The sequence below is a fragment of the Microbacterium sp. TS-1 genome (assembly GCF_000509385.1).
In the GTDB taxonomy this organism is placed as follows: Bacteria; Actinomycetota; Actinomycetes; order Actinomycetales; family Microbacteriaceae; genus Microbacterium; species Microbacterium arborescens.
Genome location: NZ_BASQ01000001.1, coordinates 604,721 through 622,392, shown reverse-complemented (window position 1 = coordinate 622,392; position 17,672 = coordinate 604,721). Strand labels below are relative to the sequence as shown.

Sequence of the window (17,672 nt, the reverse complement as noted above, 5' to 3'; positions counted from 1 at the left end):
CGTGGGGGCCTGCCGTGATCGAGGCGGGGATGGTTTCATGGCGACATGAGCGAATCGTTCCCGGAGGTACCGGGGGCGCACCCGGGCGAGCCTCACGCGTCATCCATGTCGGGGCGGCTGAACTGGCTGCGCGCGGGCGTCCTGGGCGCGAACGACGGCATCGTGTCGACCGCCGCCCTGGTCGTCGGCGTCGCGGGGGCGACGACGGAGACGGCGCCGATCTTCGCCGCCGGCGTTGCGGGACTCGTGGGCGGCGCGATCTCGATGGCGCTCGGTGAGTACGTATCGGTCAGCAGTCAGAGCGACAGCCAGCGCGCCATGATCACCAAGGAGCGCCGCGAGCTCGCCGAAGACCCCGCGGCTGAGCTCGTCGAGCTCGCGGGGCTGTACGAACAGCGCGGGCTCTCGCCCGAGACTGCGCGGCGGGTTGCGGAGGAACTGACGGAGCACGATGTCGTCGCCGCGCACCTCGAGGCCGAGCTGGGGCTGACCGAGGACGAGGTCGTGAGCCCGTGGGCGGCGGCCGGCGCCAGCGCGCTCGCGTTCACCGTCGGTGCGCTGCTGCCGCTTCTCGCGATCCTCCTGCCGCCCGCCGACATCCGGGTTCCCGTCACCTTCGTGGCGGTGCTCATCGCTCTCGCTCTCACCGGGTATCTGAGCGCGCGCCTGGGCGACAGTCCGCCGTTGCGTCCCGTTGCGCGCGTCGTCGCCGGCGGGGCTCTCGCGCTGATCGCGACCTTCACGGTGGGCTCGCTGCTGGGCGTCTCCGGCGCCGTCTGACCCGGCGCGGATCTCGTGCACCGCGAGGACGCACCGCTGCGGCGAGCGCGCACCATGTGCGGTGCGTTCTCGTCGTGACCGTGCGTGCTCGGCGGGCGCAGAGCACACGACAACGAAAAGCGCCCCGGTCGTGGCGACCGGGGCGGGGGATGGTGGGCGATGCGGGACTCGAACCCACGACCTCTTCCGTGTGAAGGAAGCGCGCTAACCAACTGCGCCAATCGCCCATCTGGCCCGTGAGGGCCGAGACACGAGCATACCGGATGCCGCGACGGTTCCCGAACGCGGAGGCGAGACACGCGCGGGGCGTCGCCGGTTTTGCACTCGTGCGATCGTCGGCTAATGTTTAACAAGTGCCGGAGCGATCCGGAACGAAATGCGGATGTAGCGCAGTGGTAGCGCATCACCTTGCCAAGGTGAGGGTCGCGAGTTCGAATCTCGTCATCCGCTCGAGTGCGAGGATCTCCCGTGAGGGAGATCCGGCACGTGGGTCAGAACCACACACGGTGGCGTGGCCGAGCGGCTAGGCACCGGCCTGCAAAGCCGTTTACACGGGTTCGAATCCCGTCGCCACCTCGCCTCATAACTGAACAGCCTGTATAGGCGCGATTGGCGCAGCGGTAGCGCGCTTCCCTGACACGGAAGAGGTCACTGGTTCGATCCCAGTATCGCGCACCGAGTAAAACCCCCGGTCTCACCGGGGGTTTTGTCGTTTCGAGGGACGCTGGTCAGCGCTGCCGGTTAGGCTCGGCGCCATGACTCAGCTCGTGCTCACGGTCGTCGGAGACGATCGGGTCGGACTCGTCCGCACACTCGCCGACACCGTCGCCGCGCACGGCGGCAACTGGGAGCGCAGCGAACTCGCGGAGCTTGCCGGGGCCTTCGCGGGCATCGTGCTGGTGGACGTTCCCGCTGACCGTGAGGCCGGCCTCGTCGACGCCCTCGAGCGGCTGGACGGGCTGCTGCGCATCACGACCCACCAGCCGCTGCCGCCGGTCGTCGCGAGCGGCCAGGTACTTCGATTCACGGTGCTGGGCAACGACCGTCCCGGCATCGTCCGCGAAGTCAGCGACGCGATCGGCGCTCATGCGCTGAGCATCGACGCCCTGACCACCCGTACCCTCGACGCTCCGATGGCCGGTGGCACGCTCTTCGAGGCGACCCTGGTCGTGCGCCTGCCCGCCGAGTTCGACGCGGCCGACATCGTGGCGGACCTCGAGCGCCTCGCCGGTGAGATCCAGGTCGACCTCACCCTGACGTGACCCTCGTCGACGACATCCGCGCCGCGCTCCGCGCTGCGGCGCAGCCGGAACGAGCCGCCGCGCAGCAGGCGTACATGAAGTCTGCGATACCGTTCCTCGGGATCCGCCTCCCCGAGGTGCGCCGGGTCACCCGTACGCTCGGCGCCGGAGAGCAGGATGCCGCGGTGCTGCGCGCTGCCTCGCTGCAGCTCTGGGACGAGGCCCGCCACCGCGAGGAGCGCTATGCGGCGATGGCGCTCCTCGCGCTGCCACCGCTGTCGGGAACCCTGCCGACGGTGCCGCTCATCGAGCACATGGTGCGCACCGGGCGGTGGTGGGACATCACCGACGAGCTCAGCGGGCGCGTGCGCGAGCTGCTCATCGAGCACGCCGACGAGATGGCGCCCGTCGTCCGCGCGTGGGCTCGGGACGAGAACCTCTGGATACGCAGGATCGCGATCCTGTCGCAACTGACCCGTCGCTCGGAGTTCGACGAGCAGCTCTTCACGGATGTCGTCGTCCCGAACCTCGGCGATGCGGACTTCTTCATCCGCAAGGCGATCGGATGGGCGCTGCGCGATCGGGCGCGCGTCGATGCCGCGTGGGTGCGATGGTTCGTCGATGAGCGGGGCGTGGCCGGCCTGAGCAGGCGCGAGGCGCTCAAGCACGTCTGACCGGTGCCGCCGGTGCGGGAGGCTCACCGAAGAGCGAGCGGGAGGACCGACAGCCCGACGACGAGGGGCGCGGCGACGAGTCCCCAGAGAACGAAACGCCGCCAGGGGACGTCGACGCCCACGGCGTGCAGCCGCTCGTGCCAGAGCAGCGTCGCGAGCGACGCCCAGGGGGTGATGAGCGGTCCCGCATTGACGCCGACGAGCAGCGCGCCGAGGCGATCCGGGGTTCCCGCCGCCGACTCGAGCAGCAGGTACGCGGGCAGGTTGTCGACGGTGTTCGCCGCGACCAGGGCGGTGCCCGCCATCCGCCACAGCTCGAAGGGGCCGCCGGCCTCGCCGGCGATCACCGAGACCACCGCCGCCGACCCGAGCGACTCGAGCGCAGCCATCGCGGTGAACAGCCCCGCGGCGAACACGAGCAACTGCCAGGGGATGAGCCGAAGCGACAGTCCGCGGGGCGAGCGCCATGCGAAGAGGCCGATGAGCAGAACCGCGGCGATCGTCGCCGGAATCCACGGCTCCAGCCCGCTGACGAGGGCCGGCATGAGTGCGACGACGACGACGGATGCGACGGCCAGCTGCATCCGGTCGGTGACGCGCGGCACCGGGGCCGGGTCGAACCGCCCGACGAGCGAGCGCCGGTGGATGGCGAACAGCAGGCTCACCGTCACCGCGATCGCGACGGCCGCCGAAGGCCCCATGAGCGCGAGGAACGCGACGGGCCCGCCCTCGGGCAGCCGGCCGAGAGCCAACAGGTTCGTCAGGTTGGAGACCGGCAGCACGAGTGACGCGGTGTTCGCGAGCCACACCGTCGTGAAAGCGAAGGGGAGCGGCGGCAGCCCGTTGGCGCGCGCGACGGCGACGACGACCGGCGTGAGCAGCACGGCGGTCGTATCGAGCGACAGGAAAGCCGTCGCAACGACGGCCAGCGCCACGACGAGGAGCCACAACAGCGTCGTCCGGCCCCGTGAGGCGCGGGCGAGCCACCCCGCAGCGACGTCGAACACGCCGGCCTTCGCCGCCAGCTCCGCCACGATCGTGACGGCTACGACGAAGGCGAGGATCGGCGCGACACGCTCGGCGATGCCGGCGAGATCGTCGGGAGGCAGGATGCCGCCGACCACCGCGCCCGCCGCCACGAGCAGCAGTGCGGCTCCGGCGATGGCGAGCTTCACGGCATCCATCATGCGCCCTCGTGCGTCGCCCCGAAGCCATCGACGCCCACGACTAGGATCGACGCATGGAACGTCGCCGGATCGGAGCCCGCGTGCTCATACGCTTCGTCGCCGCCGGCCGAACGCTCTCGGCCTGAGCGGGCGGGACGCGGCGAGCGTCCGAAGCTGAGTAGCCTTGATCCGAGCCACCCATCTGGAGATGTTCCCTTGACTGACGTCGTTTCCCCGTCGGACGTGTCGTACCCCGCCGACGGCTTCGCCCTCTTCCCCGACCGCTCCGTCGTCGCCTTGCGCGTGAACGGAGAGCTGAAGGATCTCGCCACCGTGGTCAGCGAGACGGATGCCGTCGAGCCGGTCACCGTGTCGAGCCCCGACGGCCTCGCGATCCTCCGCCACTCGACCGCGCACGTGCTGGCCCAGGCCGTGCAGCGTATCCGGCCGCAGTCGAACCTGGGCATCGGGCCGCCCATCGAGGACGGCTTCTACTACGACTTCGGCGTCGACGAGCCCTTCACTCCGGAGGACCTCAAGTCGATCAAGAAGGAGATGGAGCGGATCGTCCGCGAGAACCAGCGGTTCGTCCGGCGGGTCGTCACCGCCGACGAGGCGCGCGCCGAGCTCGCCGACGAGCCGTTCAAGCTCGAGCTCGTCGACCTCGCCGGTGGTCCCGGCTCGGGCGCCGACGCGGCCGAAGGGGCCTCGGCCGAGATCGGCGCCGGCGAACTGACGATCTACGACAACGTCACCCGCGACGGCTCGACCGCCTGGAAGGACCTGTGCCGCGGACCCCACGTGCCCGGCACCCGGATGGTCGGCAACGGCTGGGACCTCACCCGCGTCGCCGCCGCCTACTGGCGCGGCTCCGAGAAGAACCCCCAGCTGCAGCGCATCTACGGCACCGCATGGCCGTCGAAGGACGAGCTTCGCGCCTACCAGGAGCGGCTTGCCGAGGCGGCTCGCCGCGATCACCGGAAGCTCGGGGTCGAGCTCGACCTGTTCTCGTTCCCGGATGAGATCGGACCCGGTCTGTCGGTGTTCCACCCCAAGGGCGGCATCATCCGGTACGAGATCGAGCGCTACATGCGCGAGCAGCTGCTCGCCAACGACTACGAGGTCGTCAACACCCCGCACATCACCAAGGGCGACCTGTTCATGACGAGCGGGCACCTGCAGTGGTACGCCGACGGCATGTACCCGCCGATGAAGCTCGATGAGATCGTCGACGCCGAGGGCAACGTGACCCGCCAGGGGCAGGAGTACTACCTCAAGCCCATGAACTGTCCGTTCCACAACCTGATCTTCCGCTCGCGGGGGCGCAGTTACCGTGAGCTGCCGCTGCGCCTGAGCGAGTTCGGTTCGGTCTACCGCTACGAGAAGAGCGGCACCCTCTCGGGCCTCACCCGCGTGCGGGGGATGACCCAGGACGACACCCACATCTACGTCACCCCCGATCAGGTCGAGGACGAGCTCGTCCGCAGCCTCGAGTTCGTGCTGCAGACGCTGCGCGACTACGGACTCAACGACTTCTATCTCGAGCTGTCGACGAAGGAGGAGGGCAACCCGAAGTTCATCGGCGACGATGCCCTCTGGCAGCAGGCGACGGAGACCCTGCGCCGCGTCGCCGAGGGCTCCGGCCTCGAGCTCGTCCCGGATCCGGGCGGCGCGGCGTTCTACGGCCCGAAGATCTCGGTTCAGGCGCGCGACGCGATCGGGCGAACCTGGCAGATGTCGACAATCCAGCTCGACTTCAACCAGCCCGAGCGCTTCGAGCTCGAGTACACCGGTCCCGACGGCGAGAAGCATCGCCCCGTCATGATCCACCGCGCACTCTTCGGGTCGATCGAGCGGTTCTTCGCGATCCTCCTCGAGCACTACGCGGGTGCCTTCCCCGTCTGGCTCGCGCCGGTGCAGGTCGTGGCGATCCCGGTCGCCGACGATTACGCGCCGTACCTGCAGGAGATCGTCTCGCGGCTGCGCAAGGCCGGCGTCCGCGCCGAGCTCGATCGCTCCGACGACCGCATGCAGAAGAAGATCCGCACCCACACCACGCAGAAGGTGCCGCTCCAGCTCATCGCCGGCGAGCAGGACCGCGCAGCAGGCACGGTCTCGTTCCGCTTCCGTGACGGATCGCAGACCAACGGCGTGCCCGTGGACGAGGCCGTCGAGCGCATCCTCGCGGCCATCGGCAACCGCACACTCGTCGACACCGCGGAGCACCTGAGCGACACGGCGGAGCAGCTCGCGTGACCGGCTCGTCGGACGCCCCGCGCCCGGTCGAGGACGCCGCGCACCTGGCCGGGGTGCCCGACGAGTTCCAGCGCCTGTGGACCCCTCACCGGATGGCGTACATCCAGGCGGGCCCCGAACCACTTCGTGACGAATGCCCGTTCTGCGCCGCGCCCGGCAAATCGGATGCCGACGGGCTCATCGTCGCGCGCGGCCGCACGGCCTACGTGCTGCTGAACCTCTTCCCGTACAACTCCGGTCACCTGCTCGTCTGCCCGTACCGGCACATCCCGACGTACGATCTCGCGACGCCCGAGGAGGTCGCCGAGATCGGCGCGCTGACGCAGACGGCCATGCGGGTGCTCCGAGAGGTGTCGCGGTGCGACGGTTTCAACCTCGGAATGAATCAGGGCGCTGTCGCGGGGGCCGGGGTCGACGGGCACCTGCACCAGCACGTCGTGCCACGGTGGGCGACCGATGCCAACTTCTTCCCGATCATCGCGAAGACGAAGGCGCTCCCGCAGCTGCTCGGCGAAGTCCGCGAGGCCGTCGCCGCCGCGTGGCCGGCGAGCTGACCGCACACTTCCTCACGCTCGGCCTCGAACGCAAGCCCGGGTGCCGGGTGGCGCGATGACGATAGCCTGAGCGCTCACTGAGGAGGCACCATGTCGATCACCGCCCGTCCCCGCACCGCGACTCTCGCCGCACTGGCTGTTGTCGGGGCCCTCGCCTTGACGGGGTGCACGCCCGCGGGAGACGCGAACCCGACCGAGGCGACTCCGACGACGACGGCAGTGCCGGACGAGAGCGCAGCGGCGACCCCCGACGCCGGTGGCGACGGATCCGCGACCGCCGATGCCCTGGCCGAGCGCGACGCGTTCATCGCGGCGCAGCAGCAGCCCGTGGGTCAGACCACGCTCACCGCGAAGACGCTCGAGCAGCAGGAGCTCGTCGCGCAGCAGCGCGCGCACGTCGAGGCGAACGGCGGTCAGTGGTCGGAGCAGGCCGAGACCGTGACGCTCGCCCTCGCTCTGGACGCGTGCGAGACCTCCATCCTCAACGGTCACCAGGTCGATCAGGACGTCTACCAGGTGCACGTCGCGTCGTCCCCGCTCATCCAGAGTCTCGCCATCGACGACGCGTCCCGCGAGGGTGCTGTGAGCATCATGGTCTTCGGCACCCGGTTCCTCTGCCCCGATGACGCTCCGCAGTGGGAGCAGGCGTGGACCGAGTCCAGCGGACAGTAACGGCGCCGGTCAGCGCACCTGCTCGACCGTGAACTGCATCCGCGGGTGCGCGTAGGCCTCCTGGCTCTCTACGAGCTGGAGCTCGCGCTCGCCCGACTCGTGTGTGCGCGTGAGCAGGTCGAACACGCTCGAGGTCGTACGGGCCAGCGCCTCGGCTGCGGAGCCGGTGCTGCGGTAGTGAGCCGTGAACAGGGCCGCCGTCACGTCACCCGATCCGTTCGCCTTCATGGGGATGTGGGGAGTGCGGACGATCCAGGCTCCGGCGTCGTCCGCGGCGAGCATCTCGATCGTTCCCTCGGGGCGTTCCGGGCGCTCGACGCTCGTCACGAGCACCGTGCGCGGCCCCATCGCGCGGGCGGCGTCGACGGATGCGAGCGTCGAGTCGAGATCGGTGGGCTCGGTCTCGGTCAGGAAGCCGAGCTCGAATTGGTTCGGCGTGATGATGTCGGCGGCCGGCACGACGCGCTCGCGCAGCAGAACGGGGATGGCCGGTGCCACGAAGCATCCCGACTTCGCGTTGCCCATGACCGGGTCGCACGCGTAGACGGCATCCGGGTTCGCCGCCTTGACGCGCGCGACGGTGTCGAGGATGACGTCGGCTATTCCTTCGCCGCCCTGGTACCCCGACAGGACGACGTCGATCTGCGGGAAGGCGCCGCGATCCTCGACGCCCGCGATGACGGCGCGGACATCGTCGGGACTGATCATCGGACCGCCCCAGACGCCGTAGCCGGTGTGGTTGGAGAAGTTCACCGTGTAGACCGGCATCACCTCCACGCCGATGCGCTGCAGCGGGAACACCGCGGCGGAGTTGCCGACGTGTCCGTATGCGACGGCCGACTGGATCGAGAGCACCTTCATGGGGTCATGCCTTTCGAGAGGGGAGGGCGGATGCGACGAGGTCCCGCGCGAGCTGCGCGGCGTCGGCGTCGTTCAGATCGTGCACGGTCAGGCGCAGGTGCCGCGACGGGGCGTCCTCGGCCAGCCGGAACTCGTCGCCGGTGCGCGCCAGCCACCCGCGGCGCATCAGGGCGTCGGCGACGGAACGAGCAGTGCCGGGCACCTCGACCCAGAGACTGAGCCCGTCGCCGGGTGCGCAGGGCAGGCCCGCGCGCGTGAGCTCCGCGGCGAAGGCGGCGTTGCGGTCGGCGTAGTGGGTTCGAGCGGCGGCGATCTCAGCCGCGGCGGTGCCGTCGGAGAGGAGAGCGTGGGCCAGTCGCTGCAGCAGATGGCTGACCCACGTGGTGCCCGAGCCGAGGCGCAGCGAGAGACGTTCGGCCGTCGTGGGATCGGATGCCGTGACCGCGAGACACATGTCGGGCCCGAGGAACTTCGACACCGAGCGCACGCGCGCCCAGCGCTCGTGGTTCTCGCCGATGACCGAGCGATAGGGCTGGGTCGACAAGAGCGAGAAGTGGTCGTCCTCGATCACCAGGACGTAGGGGTGATCGGCCAGCACCTCGCGCAGCGCCGCGGCGCGCTCGGCCGACAGGCTCGAGCCGGTGGGGTTCTGGGCTCGCGGGGTGATGACGACGGCTCGGGCACCGGCGTCCAGGGCCGCGTGCAGACCGTCCACCGTCATGCCCTCGCTGTCGACGGGAACGGGGACCGCACGATAGCCGGCGAGCCGGACGGTATGGATGCTGGCGAGGAAGCAGGGGTCTTCGAGCGCGACCGCATCATCGCGGGTGAGCGCCTGCGCCAGGAGTCGTTCGACGGCGTCGACGGCGCCGCCCGTGACGGTGAGGTGGATGTCGGCCTCGCTCGCCGAGTCCGCGGCGAACCAGCGTGTGGCCCACTCGGCGAGGCCGGCGTCGATGACCGGCTCGCCGTACAGGACGGGGCGCCCGGCGACCCGGGCGAGCACGCCGCTCGGGTCGGGGATGAGAGCGGGATCGGGATTTCCCGACCCGACGTCGCGCAGCACTGTGTCGGCGGCGACCCCCTCGGCGGCGACGGGGGAGACCTCGGCGATGCGCGTTCCGCCGCGGCCGCGAGCCACGACGACCCCGGCCTGCGCCAGCAGCCGGTATGCGGCGACGACGGTGTTGCGGTTGACGCCGAGCTGCTCGGCCAGTGCGCGCACGGGCGGCAGGACGTCGTCAGCGCGCAGGGCGCCGCGCTCGAGCAGCATCCGGACGCTGTCGGCGATGTCGCCCGCCGTGTGCCCGGAGATCGTGTCGCGGGAAGTCATCGGGACGATCTTATGTCGGATGCCATGCTAACTTTTGGCCTAGGCCGAACGAGATCCCCGACCAGGCGGCCCAGATCGGAGCTCCATCGTGTCGAACGACCAGACCGTCACCGGATCCTCGCGCGTCAAGCGCGGGCTCGCCGAGATGCTGAAGGGCGGCGTCATCATGGACGTCGTCACGGCCGATCAAGCGCGGATCGCCGAGGATGCCGGCGCGGTGGCCGTCATGGCGCTCGAGCGTGTCCCCGCCGACATCCGGGCCCAGGGCGGCGTCGCCCGCATGAGCGACCCCGACCTGATCGACGAGATCATCGCATCGGTGTCGATCCCCGTGATGGCCAAGGCCCGCATTGGACACTTCGTCGAGGCGCGCGTGCTGCAGGAGCTCGGCGTCGACTACATCGACGAGTCCGAGGTGCTCTCGCCGGCCGACTACACCCATCACATCGACAAGTGGGGATTCACCGTCCCGTTCGTCTGCGGTGCGACCAATCTCGGCGAGGCGCTGCGCCGCATCACGGAGGGCGCGGCGATGATCCGGTCCAAGGGCGAGGCCGGCACGGGCGACGTCTCGGAGGCGACGCGGCACATCCGCACGATCACCGCCGAGATCCGGGCTCTGCAGGCGAAGAGCCCCGACGAGCTGTACGTCGCGGCGAAGGAGCTCCAGGCGCCGTACGACCTCGTCGCCGAGGTCGCGGCCAGCGGCGCCCTGCCCGTCGTGCTCTTCACCGCGGGCGGTGTCGCCACCCCCGCCGACGCCGCCATGATGATGCAGCTCGGCGCCGACGGCGTCTTCGTCGGATCGGGCATCTTCAAGTCGGGCGACCCCGCTCGCCGTGCCGCGGCGATCGTGAAGGCGACGACCTTCCACGATGACCCCGCCATCGTCGCCGAGGCCTCGCGCGGCCTGGGTGAGGCGATGGTCGGCATCAACGTCTCCGATCTGCCTGCTCCGCACCGTCTCGCCGACCGCGGCTGGTGATCCGGTGAGCGAGGGAACGCCGCCGCGCGTCGGAGTCCTCGCCCTGCAGGGGGACGTCCGCGAACACCTGCGCGTGCTCGAGGGGCTCGGTGCGGCGGCATCCCTCGTCCGCCGCCCGGACGACCTCGCGACGATCGAGGGACTCGTCCTGCCGGGCGGCGAGTCGAGCGTCATCGACAAGCTGGCACGCGCGTTCGGGATGCAGCAGCCCATCCGCGACGCGATCACGGCGGGCATGCCGGTCTACGGCACGTGCGCCGGGCTCATCCTGCTCGCCGACCGCGTCGACGGGGCGATCGCCGGGCAGGAGACCTTCGGCGGGCTCGACGTGACCGTGCGACGGAACGCCTTCGGCGGTCAGACCGAATCGTTCGAGACGGCGCTCGCCGTCGCCGGCTGGGACGCGCCGGTGCGCGCGGCTTTCATCCGAGCGCCTCTCGTCACCGAACTCGGGCCGGGGGTGCGGCCGCTCGCGACCCTGCCGGAGGGCGGGGTCGTCGCGGTCGAGCAGGGGCGACTGCTCGCCACCGCGTTCCACCCGGAGGTCTCGGGCGAGCGTCGCTTCCACGAGAGGTTCCTCGCGCGCGTCCGCGAGGCGCGCGCATCCGCCCGGTAAGATCGAGCGCATGTCCGGTCACTCCAAATGGGCCACGACCAAGCACAAGAAAGCCGTCGTCGACGCGCGCCGTGCCAAGTCGTGGGCCAAGCTCATCAAGAACATCGAGGTCGCTGCCAAGCTCGGCGGTCCCGATCTGCAGGGCAACCCCACGCTCTTCGACGCCGTCCTGAAGGCCAAGAAGACCTCGGTCCCGAAAGACAACATCGACCGCGCGATCAAGCGCGGCGCCGGGATCGGCGGCGAAGCCGTCGAGTACTCCTCGATCATGTACGAGGGCTACGGGCCCAACGGCGTCGCGTTCCTCATCGAGTGTCTGACCGACAACAAGAACCGTGCCGCCGCCGAGGTTCGCACCGCTCTCAGCCGTAACGGCGGAACGCTGGCCGACCCGGGCAGCGTCGCGTACAACTTCAGCCGCAAGGGCGTCATCGTCGTGCCGTCCGAGGGCACGACCGAGGACGACGTCATGCTCGCGGTGCTCGAGGCGGGAGCGGAAGAGGTCGAGCCGCACGGCGACGGCTTCGGCGTCATCACCGAGGCCTCCGACCTCGTGTCGGTGCGCAGCGCCCTGCAGGACGCCGGCATCGAGTACGACTCCGCCGACGTCGAGTTCGTGCCCTCGCTCAAGGTGGAGGTCGACGCCGACACCGCCCGCAAGGTGTTCCGTCTCATCGACGCCCTCGAAGACAGCGACGACGTGCAGAACGTCTACACGAACTTCGACCTGACGCCCGAGGTGCAGGCCGAGCTCGAGAACGACGACGAGTAAGAGTTCCGGCATCGCGCGCAGTTCCCGGCATCCACCGCAGCTCGTTCTGCGTGGGGTGTCGGGAACTGCGCGTTTCGCGGGCTGTCGTCGCGCCGGGTCGCCGCGACGGACGTAGCGTGGGGGAGTGACCTCTCTGCGCGTTCTCGGTGTCGACCCGGGCCTCACCCGATGCGGTGTCGGTGTCGTCGACGTCGCTCGCGACCGATCCGCTGCCCTCGTGCACGTCGGAGTCGTCCGCTCGGCCGTCGATCTGCCCATCGAACGCCGGCTCGCGACGATCGCCGCGGGGCTCCGGGCCGTCATCGCGGAGCATCGGCCGCACGTCGTCGCGGTCGAGCGCGTCTTCGCGCAGCACAACCGCACCAGCGTGATGGGAACCGCGCAAGCCAGCGGCATCGCCCTCCTCGTCGCCGCCGAGAGCGGCCTCGATGCGGCGACCCACACCCCCTCCGAGGTGAAGGCGGCCATCACCGGATACGGCTCGGCCGAGAAGCTGCAGGTGCAGACGATGGTCGCCCGCGTGCTGCGTCTGGACTCCCTGCCGCAGCCGGCGGATGCCGCCGACGCCCTGGCCCTCGCGATCTGTCATGCCTGGCGCCGCGGTCCCGGTGGCACCGGGACCGGGACCGGCGCCGCAGCGCTCACTCCCGCCCAGCGGGCCTGGGCGGATGCGGAACGCCTGTCACGCCGCTGAGGCGGCCGTGCGGCCGGGCGTCACGCGTGTCGCTCGAACATACCTGCGAAGCGCCGCCTAGGCTCGGATCATGATCTCCTCCCTGCGCGGCAGCGTGCTGCACCTCGAGTCCGACAGCGTCGTCATCGACGTCGGCGGGGTCGGGTTCTCGGTCGCCGTGACCCCCGACATCCCGCGCTCGTTCCATGTCGGTGATGAGATCGTGCTGCACACGAACCTCGTCGTCCGCGAAGACGCCCTCTCGCTCTTCGGTTTCGAGACGCGCGAGCAGCTCGGGGTCTTCCTCCTGCTCATCGGGGTGACCGGCGTCGGCCCGAAGTCCGCGCTCGGCGTCCTGTCGGCGCTCAGCGTCGCGCAGATCGCCGAGGCCGTCACCGCCGAGGACGACGCTCCCTTCCGCCGTGTCTCGGGGATCGGACCCAAGACCGCGAAGCTCATCGTGGTGCAGCTCGCGGGCAAGCTCCAGGCGGTGCCCTCCGGGCAGCCGGCATCCGTTCCCGCCGGCGCCGGAACGCTCAGCGGTCAGGTCGTGGCGGCGCTGGTCGCCCTCGGCTGGAGCGAGCGCGTCGCGGCGGAGGCCGTCGCGCAGGTGACGGCGGATGCCGCCGCCCCGGCGACCGTGCCCGCCCTGCTGAAGCTCGCGCTGGCGCAGCTCGGCCCCGCGCGACCGGAGCAGACCGGTGTCTGACGCGCACGAGCTGGCCGCGGACGAGACCGAGCTCGCGGTCGAGGGGGCCCTGCGGCCGACGTCGCTCGCCGAATTCGTCGGGCAGCAGAAGGTGCGCGGGCAGCTCGAGCTCCTGCTGCAGGCCGCCGCGATGCAGGACCGACCCGCCGACCACATCCTGCTGTCGGGCCCTCCCGGGCTCGGCAAGACGACGCTCGCGATGATCGTCGCCCACGAGAGCGGCCGTCCCCTGCGTATGTCGAGCGGTCCCGCCATCCAGCACGCGGGCGACCTCGCAGCCCTCTTGTCGAGCCTCGTGCCCGGCGAGGTGCTCTTCATCGACGAGATCCATCGAATGGCGCGCTCGGCCGAGGAGATGCTGTACCTCGCGATGGAGGACTTCCGCATCGACATCATGGTCGGCAAGGGAGCCGGTGCCACCAGCATCCCGCTCGAACTCGCCCCCTTCACGCTCGTGGGTGCGACCACCCGGTCGGGACTGCTGCCGAATCCGCTTCGCGACCGTTTCGGTTTCACCGCCCACATGGAGTACTACGAGCCCGAAGAGCTCGAACGCGTCATCCAGCGGTCGGCGAGCGTCCTCGCCGTCGACGTCCCGCCCATCGCGCGGTCCGAGATCGCGCGCCGCTCCCGCGGCACGCCTCGTATCGCGAACCGCCTGCTGCGCCGCGTCCGAGATTTCGTGGTCGTGCACGGCAACACGGCGGCGGGCGCGACGGAGGCGGATGTCGCGGCCGCGCTCGACCTCTACGACGTCGACGCCATCGGGCTCGATCGCCTGGACCGCGCCGTGCTGGACGCCCTCGTCCGCCGCTTCGGCGGGGGACCGGTCGGGCTGAACACCCTCGCGGTGACCGTGGGGGAGGAAGCGGAGACGATCGAGTCGGTCGTCGAGCCGTACCTCGTCCGCATCGGCTTCGTGGGCCGCTCGCCGCGTGGCCGCGTGGCCATGCCCTCGGCCTACCGCCATCTCGGCGTTCCCCGTGCCGACGGGGCGCTGGAGATCGATAACCTATAATCGCTGAAGGCTTCTCGCCGACGAATCCCGAGGGTGCGCATTCTTCGCGTGCCTACCCGTGAAAGGTGCTCCCACCTCCATGCTCTTCTTCGCCACCACCCCGGCCGACGCTCCTCCCGCGAACCCGGCGGTGCAGTTCTTCGCCGAGTACGGGCTGCTGATCATCCTCGCGCTGCTCATCGTCTTCATGTTCTGGAGCCAGCGTCGTCGCGCCCAGCGGATGAAGGCGGAGCAGGCCGAGAAGTCGCGTCAGCTCCTCCCCGGCGCGAAGGTGCTGCTGCAGGGCGGGTTCTACGGGACGATCGTCGAGTACGACGGCGAAGACCTCTCGAAGTCGGCCCGCGTCGAGCTCGCGCCCGGCGTCGAGGTCGAGGTCCACAGCCAGGCGATCCTCCGCGTCGTCGACCCCGCCGAGGGCACGCTCACCGAGGACGAGTACATCGAGGCCGAAGAGCACCACGAGGAGTACGTCGCCGACGTCGAGCAGGGGCTCATCACCTCGGTCAGCGACGACGCCGCGCGCGATCGCGCCGACGCCGCCTCCGAGGGTGCGGCCGACCGCGACGACAAGCCCCGCGCCTGAACCGCCGCTGACCCGGCGCTCGCTCGACGAAAGCTGACCTCCCCGTGGCGACTTCCACACCTGTGCGCCGTGCCTGGCGCGCGCTGACCGGACTCGTGGTCCTGACGGCGCTCCTGTTCGGCATCAACGCCCTCGGCGTCTATGTGTTCAAGGCGAGCTCGTGGGCTCCCGAGCTCGCGCTGGATCTCCAGGGCGGGACGCAGATCGTCCTCCAGGCGCAGTCCGACGGGGCGGTGCCCTCGAGTGAGCAGATGCAGCAGGCTGCCTCCATCATCCGCCAGCGCGTCGACGCGTCGGGACTGGTCGAGGCGGACATCGCCACGCAGGCCGGCAACCAGATCGTGGTGCAGCTGCCGGGCGAGGTCGACGACGAGACGCGGGAGCGCATCGACGCCTCGGCACAGCTCCAGCTGCGCGCCGTGCTCTACACCGGCACTCCCGCAACCAGCTTCGTCGGTGACGACGGCAACGAGACGCCGTATCCCACGCCCGACCCCAACCTGCCGGCCACGCCATCGACGACGCCCTCCAACGGCAGCGATCCCGCGTGGATCACCGAGGCGCTGCAGGCGCAGTTCCTCGCCTACGACTGCACAGATCCGGCGAACGACCCGGCCGACGCGCCGGCCGATCAGCCGCTGATCACGTGCGATCGCACGGGGACGGCGAAGTACATCCTCGGGCCGGTCGAGCTCGACGGGTCGTCGATCGACAACGCCACCAACGGCCTCGAGCAGAGCACCGGTCGCTGGGCCGTGAACATCACGTTCGACCAGCAGGGCACCGAGACATTCGGCAAGATCAGCCAGCGGCTCTACGGGCAGCAGTCGCCGCTCAACCAGTTCGCCTTCGTCCTCGACGGCGACGTGCTCTCGGCGCCCTCGATGGACGCCGTCATCCTCACCGGCAAGCCGTCGATCACGGGCTCGTTCGACCAGGACAGCTCGAAGATCCTCGCCGACCAGCTCAAGTTCGGCGCTCTGCCGCTGAGCTTCGAGGTGCAGAGCACGAACACGATCTCCGCGACCCTCGGTTCGCAGCAGCTGCAGATCGGACTCATCGCGGGTCTCATCGGTCTCGCGCTGGTCGCGGTGTACTCACTCGTCGTCTACCGGGCACTCGGAACGGTCATCATCGCCTCGCTGGTCGTCATGGCTGTGCTCACCTACGCGGCACTGACGATTCTCGCGTGGCGCATGGGCTTCCGCCTGTCGTTGGCGGGTGTGGCCGGCCTGATCGTCACGATCGGCTTCACAGCCGACTCGTTCATCGTGTACTTCGAGCGGATCAGAGACGAGCTGCGTGACGGCAAGTCGATCACCGGTGCCGTCGAGGACGGCTGGTCCCGCGCGAAGCGGACGATCTTCATCTCGAAGTCGATCAACATCCTCGCCGCCGTGGTGCTGTACATCCTCGCCGACTCGACGGTGAAGGGCTTCGCGTTCACGCTGGGACTGACGACCGCGATCGACATCCTGATCTTCATCCTCTTCACCCACCCCGTGCTGCAGCTGCTCGTGCGCACGCGGTTCTTCGGGTCGGGTCACAAGCTGTCGGGTCTCGACCCCGATGCGCTCGGCGCGGTCTACCGTGGGCGTGCGCAGTTCCGCGCTCCGGTCGCTGCCGGCGCGAAGACCGCGGCCGGTCGCCGAGCCGCCAAGTCGCGCGGCGAGGCCGAACGGCGACAGACGATCGCGGAACGCAAGCGCGCCGAGCAGGCCGCAGGCGAGAAGCGCGACGCGACGGGGGACAAGCACTGATGCGATTCTTCAACCGGTTCGGAAACGACCTCTACACGGGCAAGCTGTCGTTCCCCTTCGTCGCCCGTCGCACGCTGTGGTTCATCATCGCCGCAGCCCTCGTGCTCGGCTCGGTCCTCGTCCTCGTCGTGAAGCCCCCGCAGTTCTCCATCGAGTTCACGGGCGGGTCGCAGTTCACGGTGACGAACGTCTCGAACACCGACCAGCTGTTGGCGACCGCCGCCGTCCAGGACGTCGTTCCCGGAGCGACGACGAAGGTCACCACGATCGGCGAGGACGCCGTGCGCGTGCAGACCGACCAGATGTCGGATGCCGAGACCCGTGATGTGACCGCGCGCCTCGCCGAGGCCTACGACGTCCCCGCCGCCGAGGTGAGCTCGTCGTTCATCGGGCCGAGCTGGGGTCAGGACGTCACCCGTCAGTCGCTGTGGGGCCTGGCGATCTTCCTCGCCCTGACGTTCCTGATCCTCGCGCTGTACTTCCGCACCTGGAAGATGTCCGTCGCCGCGATCATCGGCCTCGTCGACGTGCTCGTGGTCACCGTGGGCGTCTACTCGCTCTTCGGATTCGAGATCTCTCCCGCCGCCGTGATCGGCTTCCTGACGATCCTGTCGTACTCGCTGTACGACACCACGGTCGTCTTCGACAAGGTCCGCGAGAACACGTTCGAGGACGGCGAGAAGTCGGGGCGGACGTTCGGCGAATCGGTCAACCTGGCGGCCAACCAGACGCTCGTGCGCTCGATCAACACCACGATCGTCGCGGCCCTCCCGACCGGAGCGATCCTCTTCATCGGCGCGCTTTGGCTCGGTGCCCAGACGCTCACCGACATCTCGCTGTCGATCTTCGTCGGCACGCTGGTCGCCGCCTACTCGACGCTGTTCGTCGCCGTGCCGCTGTTCGCGCTGCTGCGCGAGGGCGAGCCCGGTATCAAGGCGAACGACGCTCGGGTGCGCGAGTCGCGCGAGCGAGCCTCGGTCGAGGCCTGAGCGCCGCGAGGGCGCGTAGAATCGATGTCT

Annotated in this window: 18 protein-coding genes and 4 tRNA genes; 18 read left to right on the top strand and 4 right to left on the bottom strand. The window is 69.9% G+C overall.

Annotated features, from left to right (window positions below):
* The first annotated feature begins 45 nt into the window (after nucleotides 1-45).
* The gene (locus tag MTS1_RS02940) at nucleotides 46-780 is read left to right on the top strand and encodes a VIT family protein (protein ID WP_023951280.1); all 735 of its coding nucleotides are present in this window, start codon (nucleotides 46-48) and stop codon (nucleotides 778-780) included.
* 150 nt (nucleotides 781-930) lie between these two features.
* Here the strand turns inward: MTS1_RS02940 and MTS1_RS02935 are convergent.
* A tRNA-Val gene (locus MTS1_RS02935) sits at nucleotides 931-1,007 on the bottom strand.
* 151 nt (nucleotides 1,008-1,158) lie between these two features.
* On the opposite strand from MTS1_RS02935, the gene MTS1_RS02930 reads away from it, so the two are divergent.
* From MTS1_RS02930 to MTS1_RS02910, 5 genes are all read left to right on the top strand, one after another.
* A tRNA-Gly gene (locus MTS1_RS02930) sits at nucleotides 1,159-1,230 on the top strand.
* Nucleotides 1,231-1,285: 55 nt separating this feature from the next.
* Nucleotides 1,286-1,356 (top strand) — tRNA-Cys (locus tag MTS1_RS02925).
* Between the two features lie 27 nt (nucleotides 1,357-1,383).
* A tRNA-Val gene (locus MTS1_RS02920) sits at nucleotides 1,384-1,455 on the top strand.
* 80 nt (nucleotides 1,456-1,535) lie between these two features.
* The gene (locus MTS1_RS02915; RefSeq protein WP_023951278.1) at nucleotides 1,536-2,042 is read left to right on the top strand and encodes a glycine cleavage system protein R; all 507 of its coding nucleotides are present in this window, start codon (nucleotides 1,536-1,538) and stop codon (nucleotides 2,040-2,042) included.
* Complete coding sequence (locus MTS1_RS02910) at nucleotides 2,039-2,695, top strand: DNA alkylation repair protein (RefSeq protein WP_023951276.1); 657 nt, start codon at nucleotides 2,039-2,041, stop codon at nucleotides 2,693-2,695. The genes MTS1_RS02915 and MTS1_RS02910 overlap by 4 nt, the downstream gene beginning before the upstream one ends.
* 23 nt (nucleotides 2,696-2,718) lie before the next feature.
* Here the strand turns inward: MTS1_RS02910 and MTS1_RS02905 are convergent, their stop codons facing one another.
* The gene (locus tag MTS1_RS02905) at nucleotides 2,719-3,882 is read right to left on the bottom strand and encodes an SLC13 family permease (RefSeq protein ID WP_023951273.1); all 1,164 of its coding nucleotides are present in this window, start codon (nucleotides 3,880-3,882) and stop codon (nucleotides 2,719-2,721) included.
* Between the two features lie 195 nt (nucleotides 3,883-4,077).
* On the opposite strand from MTS1_RS02905, the gene thrS reads away from it, so the two are divergent.
* From thrS to MTS1_RS02890, 3 genes are all read left to right on the top strand, one after another.
* Nucleotides 4,078-6,117 carry a threonine--tRNA ligase gene (gene thrS, locus MTS1_RS02900; RefSeq protein ID WP_023951271.1) on the top strand — a complete coding sequence of 680 codons (2,040 nt, stop codon included), beginning with the start codon at nucleotides 4,078-4,080 and terminating at the stop codon, nucleotides 6,115-6,117.
* Nucleotides 6,114-6,671, top strand: a complete 558-nt coding sequence (locus MTS1_RS02895) for an HIT domain-containing protein (protein ID WP_023951269.1) — start codon at nucleotides 6,114-6,116, stop codon at nucleotides 6,669-6,671. Before thrS ends, MTS1_RS02895 begins: the two co-directional genes overlap by 4 nt.
* 90 nt (nucleotides 6,672-6,761) lie before the next feature.
* Nucleotides 6,762-7,343: a hypothetical protein gene (locus MTS1_RS02890; protein ID WP_023951267.1), complete on the top strand. Its 582-nt coding sequence runs from the start codon at nucleotides 6,762-6,764 to the stop codon at nucleotides 7,341-7,343.
* Nucleotides 7,344-7,352: 9 nt separating this feature from the next.
* Here MTS1_RS02890 and pdxY read toward each other — a convergent pair whose 3' ends face one another.
* Both pdxY and MTS1_RS02880 read right to left on the bottom strand, forming a co-directional pair.
* Nucleotides 7,353-8,204: a pyridoxal kinase PdxY gene (gene pdxY, locus MTS1_RS02885; protein ID WP_023951265.1), complete on the bottom strand. Its 852-nt coding sequence runs from the start codon at nucleotides 8,202-8,204 to the stop codon at nucleotides 7,353-7,355.
* A 4-nt stretch (nucleotides 8,205-8,208) separates the two neighbouring features.
* Nucleotides 8,209-9,537 (bottom strand): aminotransferase class I/II-fold pyridoxal phosphate-dependent enzyme, encoded by a 1,329-nt coding sequence (locus MTS1_RS02880; protein WP_023951263.1) that lies wholly within the window; start codon nucleotides 9,535-9,537, stop codon nucleotides 8,209-8,211.
* Between the two features lie 88 nt (nucleotides 9,538-9,625).
* On the opposite strand from MTS1_RS02880, the gene pdxS reads away from it, so the two are divergent.
* From pdxS to secF, 9 genes are all read left to right on the top strand, one after another.
* Entirely contained in the window at nucleotides 9,626-10,522 is an 897-nt protein-coding gene (gene pdxS, locus MTS1_RS02875; protein ID WP_023951261.1) for a pyridoxal 5'-phosphate synthase lyase subunit PdxS, read from the top strand.
* Nucleotides 10,523-10,526: 4 nt separating this feature from the next.
* Complete coding sequence (gene pdxT, locus MTS1_RS02870) at nucleotides 10,527-11,138, top strand: pyridoxal 5'-phosphate synthase glutaminase subunit PdxT (RefSeq protein WP_023951258.1); 612 nt, start codon at nucleotides 10,527-10,529, stop codon at nucleotides 11,136-11,138.
* Nucleotides 11,139-11,148: 10 nt separating this feature from the next.
* Nucleotides 11,149-11,910 (top strand): YebC/PmpR family DNA-binding transcriptional regulator, encoded by a 762-nt coding sequence (locus MTS1_RS02865; RefSeq protein ID WP_023951256.1) that lies wholly within the window; start codon nucleotides 11,149-11,151, stop codon nucleotides 11,908-11,910.
* Between the two features lie 124 nt (nucleotides 11,911-12,034).
* On the top strand, nucleotides 12,035-12,604 hold the full coding sequence (ruvC, locus tag MTS1_RS02860) for a crossover junction endodeoxyribonuclease RuvC (RefSeq protein WP_023951254.1): 570 nt from the start codon (nucleotides 12,035-12,037) through the stop codon (nucleotides 12,602-12,604).
* 70 nt (nucleotides 12,605-12,674) lie between these two features.
* Nucleotides 12,675-13,292, top strand: coding sequence for a Holliday junction branch migration protein RuvA (ruvA, locus tag MTS1_RS02855; protein WP_023951252.1), 618 nt, complete (start codon nucleotides 12,675-12,677; stop codon nucleotides 13,290-13,292).
* Nucleotides 13,285-14,310: a Holliday junction branch migration DNA helicase RuvB gene (gene ruvB / locus MTS1_RS02850; RefSeq protein ID WP_023951250.1), complete on the top strand. Its 1,026-nt coding sequence runs from the start codon at nucleotides 13,285-13,287 to the stop codon at nucleotides 14,308-14,310. The genes ruvA and ruvB overlap by 8 nt, the downstream gene beginning before the upstream one ends.
* Nucleotides 14,311-14,389: 79 nt before the next feature.
* Complete coding sequence (gene yajC, locus MTS1_RS02845; protein ID WP_023951247.1) at nucleotides 14,390-14,893, top strand: preprotein translocase subunit YajC; 504 nt, start codon at nucleotides 14,390-14,392, stop codon at nucleotides 14,891-14,893.
* A 44-nt stretch (nucleotides 14,894-14,937) separates the two neighbouring features.
* Entirely contained in the window at nucleotides 14,938-16,653 is a 1,716-nt protein-coding gene (secD, locus tag MTS1_RS02840; protein ID WP_023951245.1) for a protein translocase subunit SecD, read from the top strand.
* Entirely contained in the window at nucleotides 16,653-17,642 is a 990-nt protein-coding gene (secF, locus tag MTS1_RS02835) for a protein translocase subunit SecF (RefSeq protein WP_023951243.1), read from the top strand. The genes secD and secF overlap by 1 nt, the downstream gene beginning before the upstream one ends.
* The last annotated feature ends 30 nt before the right edge of the window (nucleotides 17,643-17,672 follow it).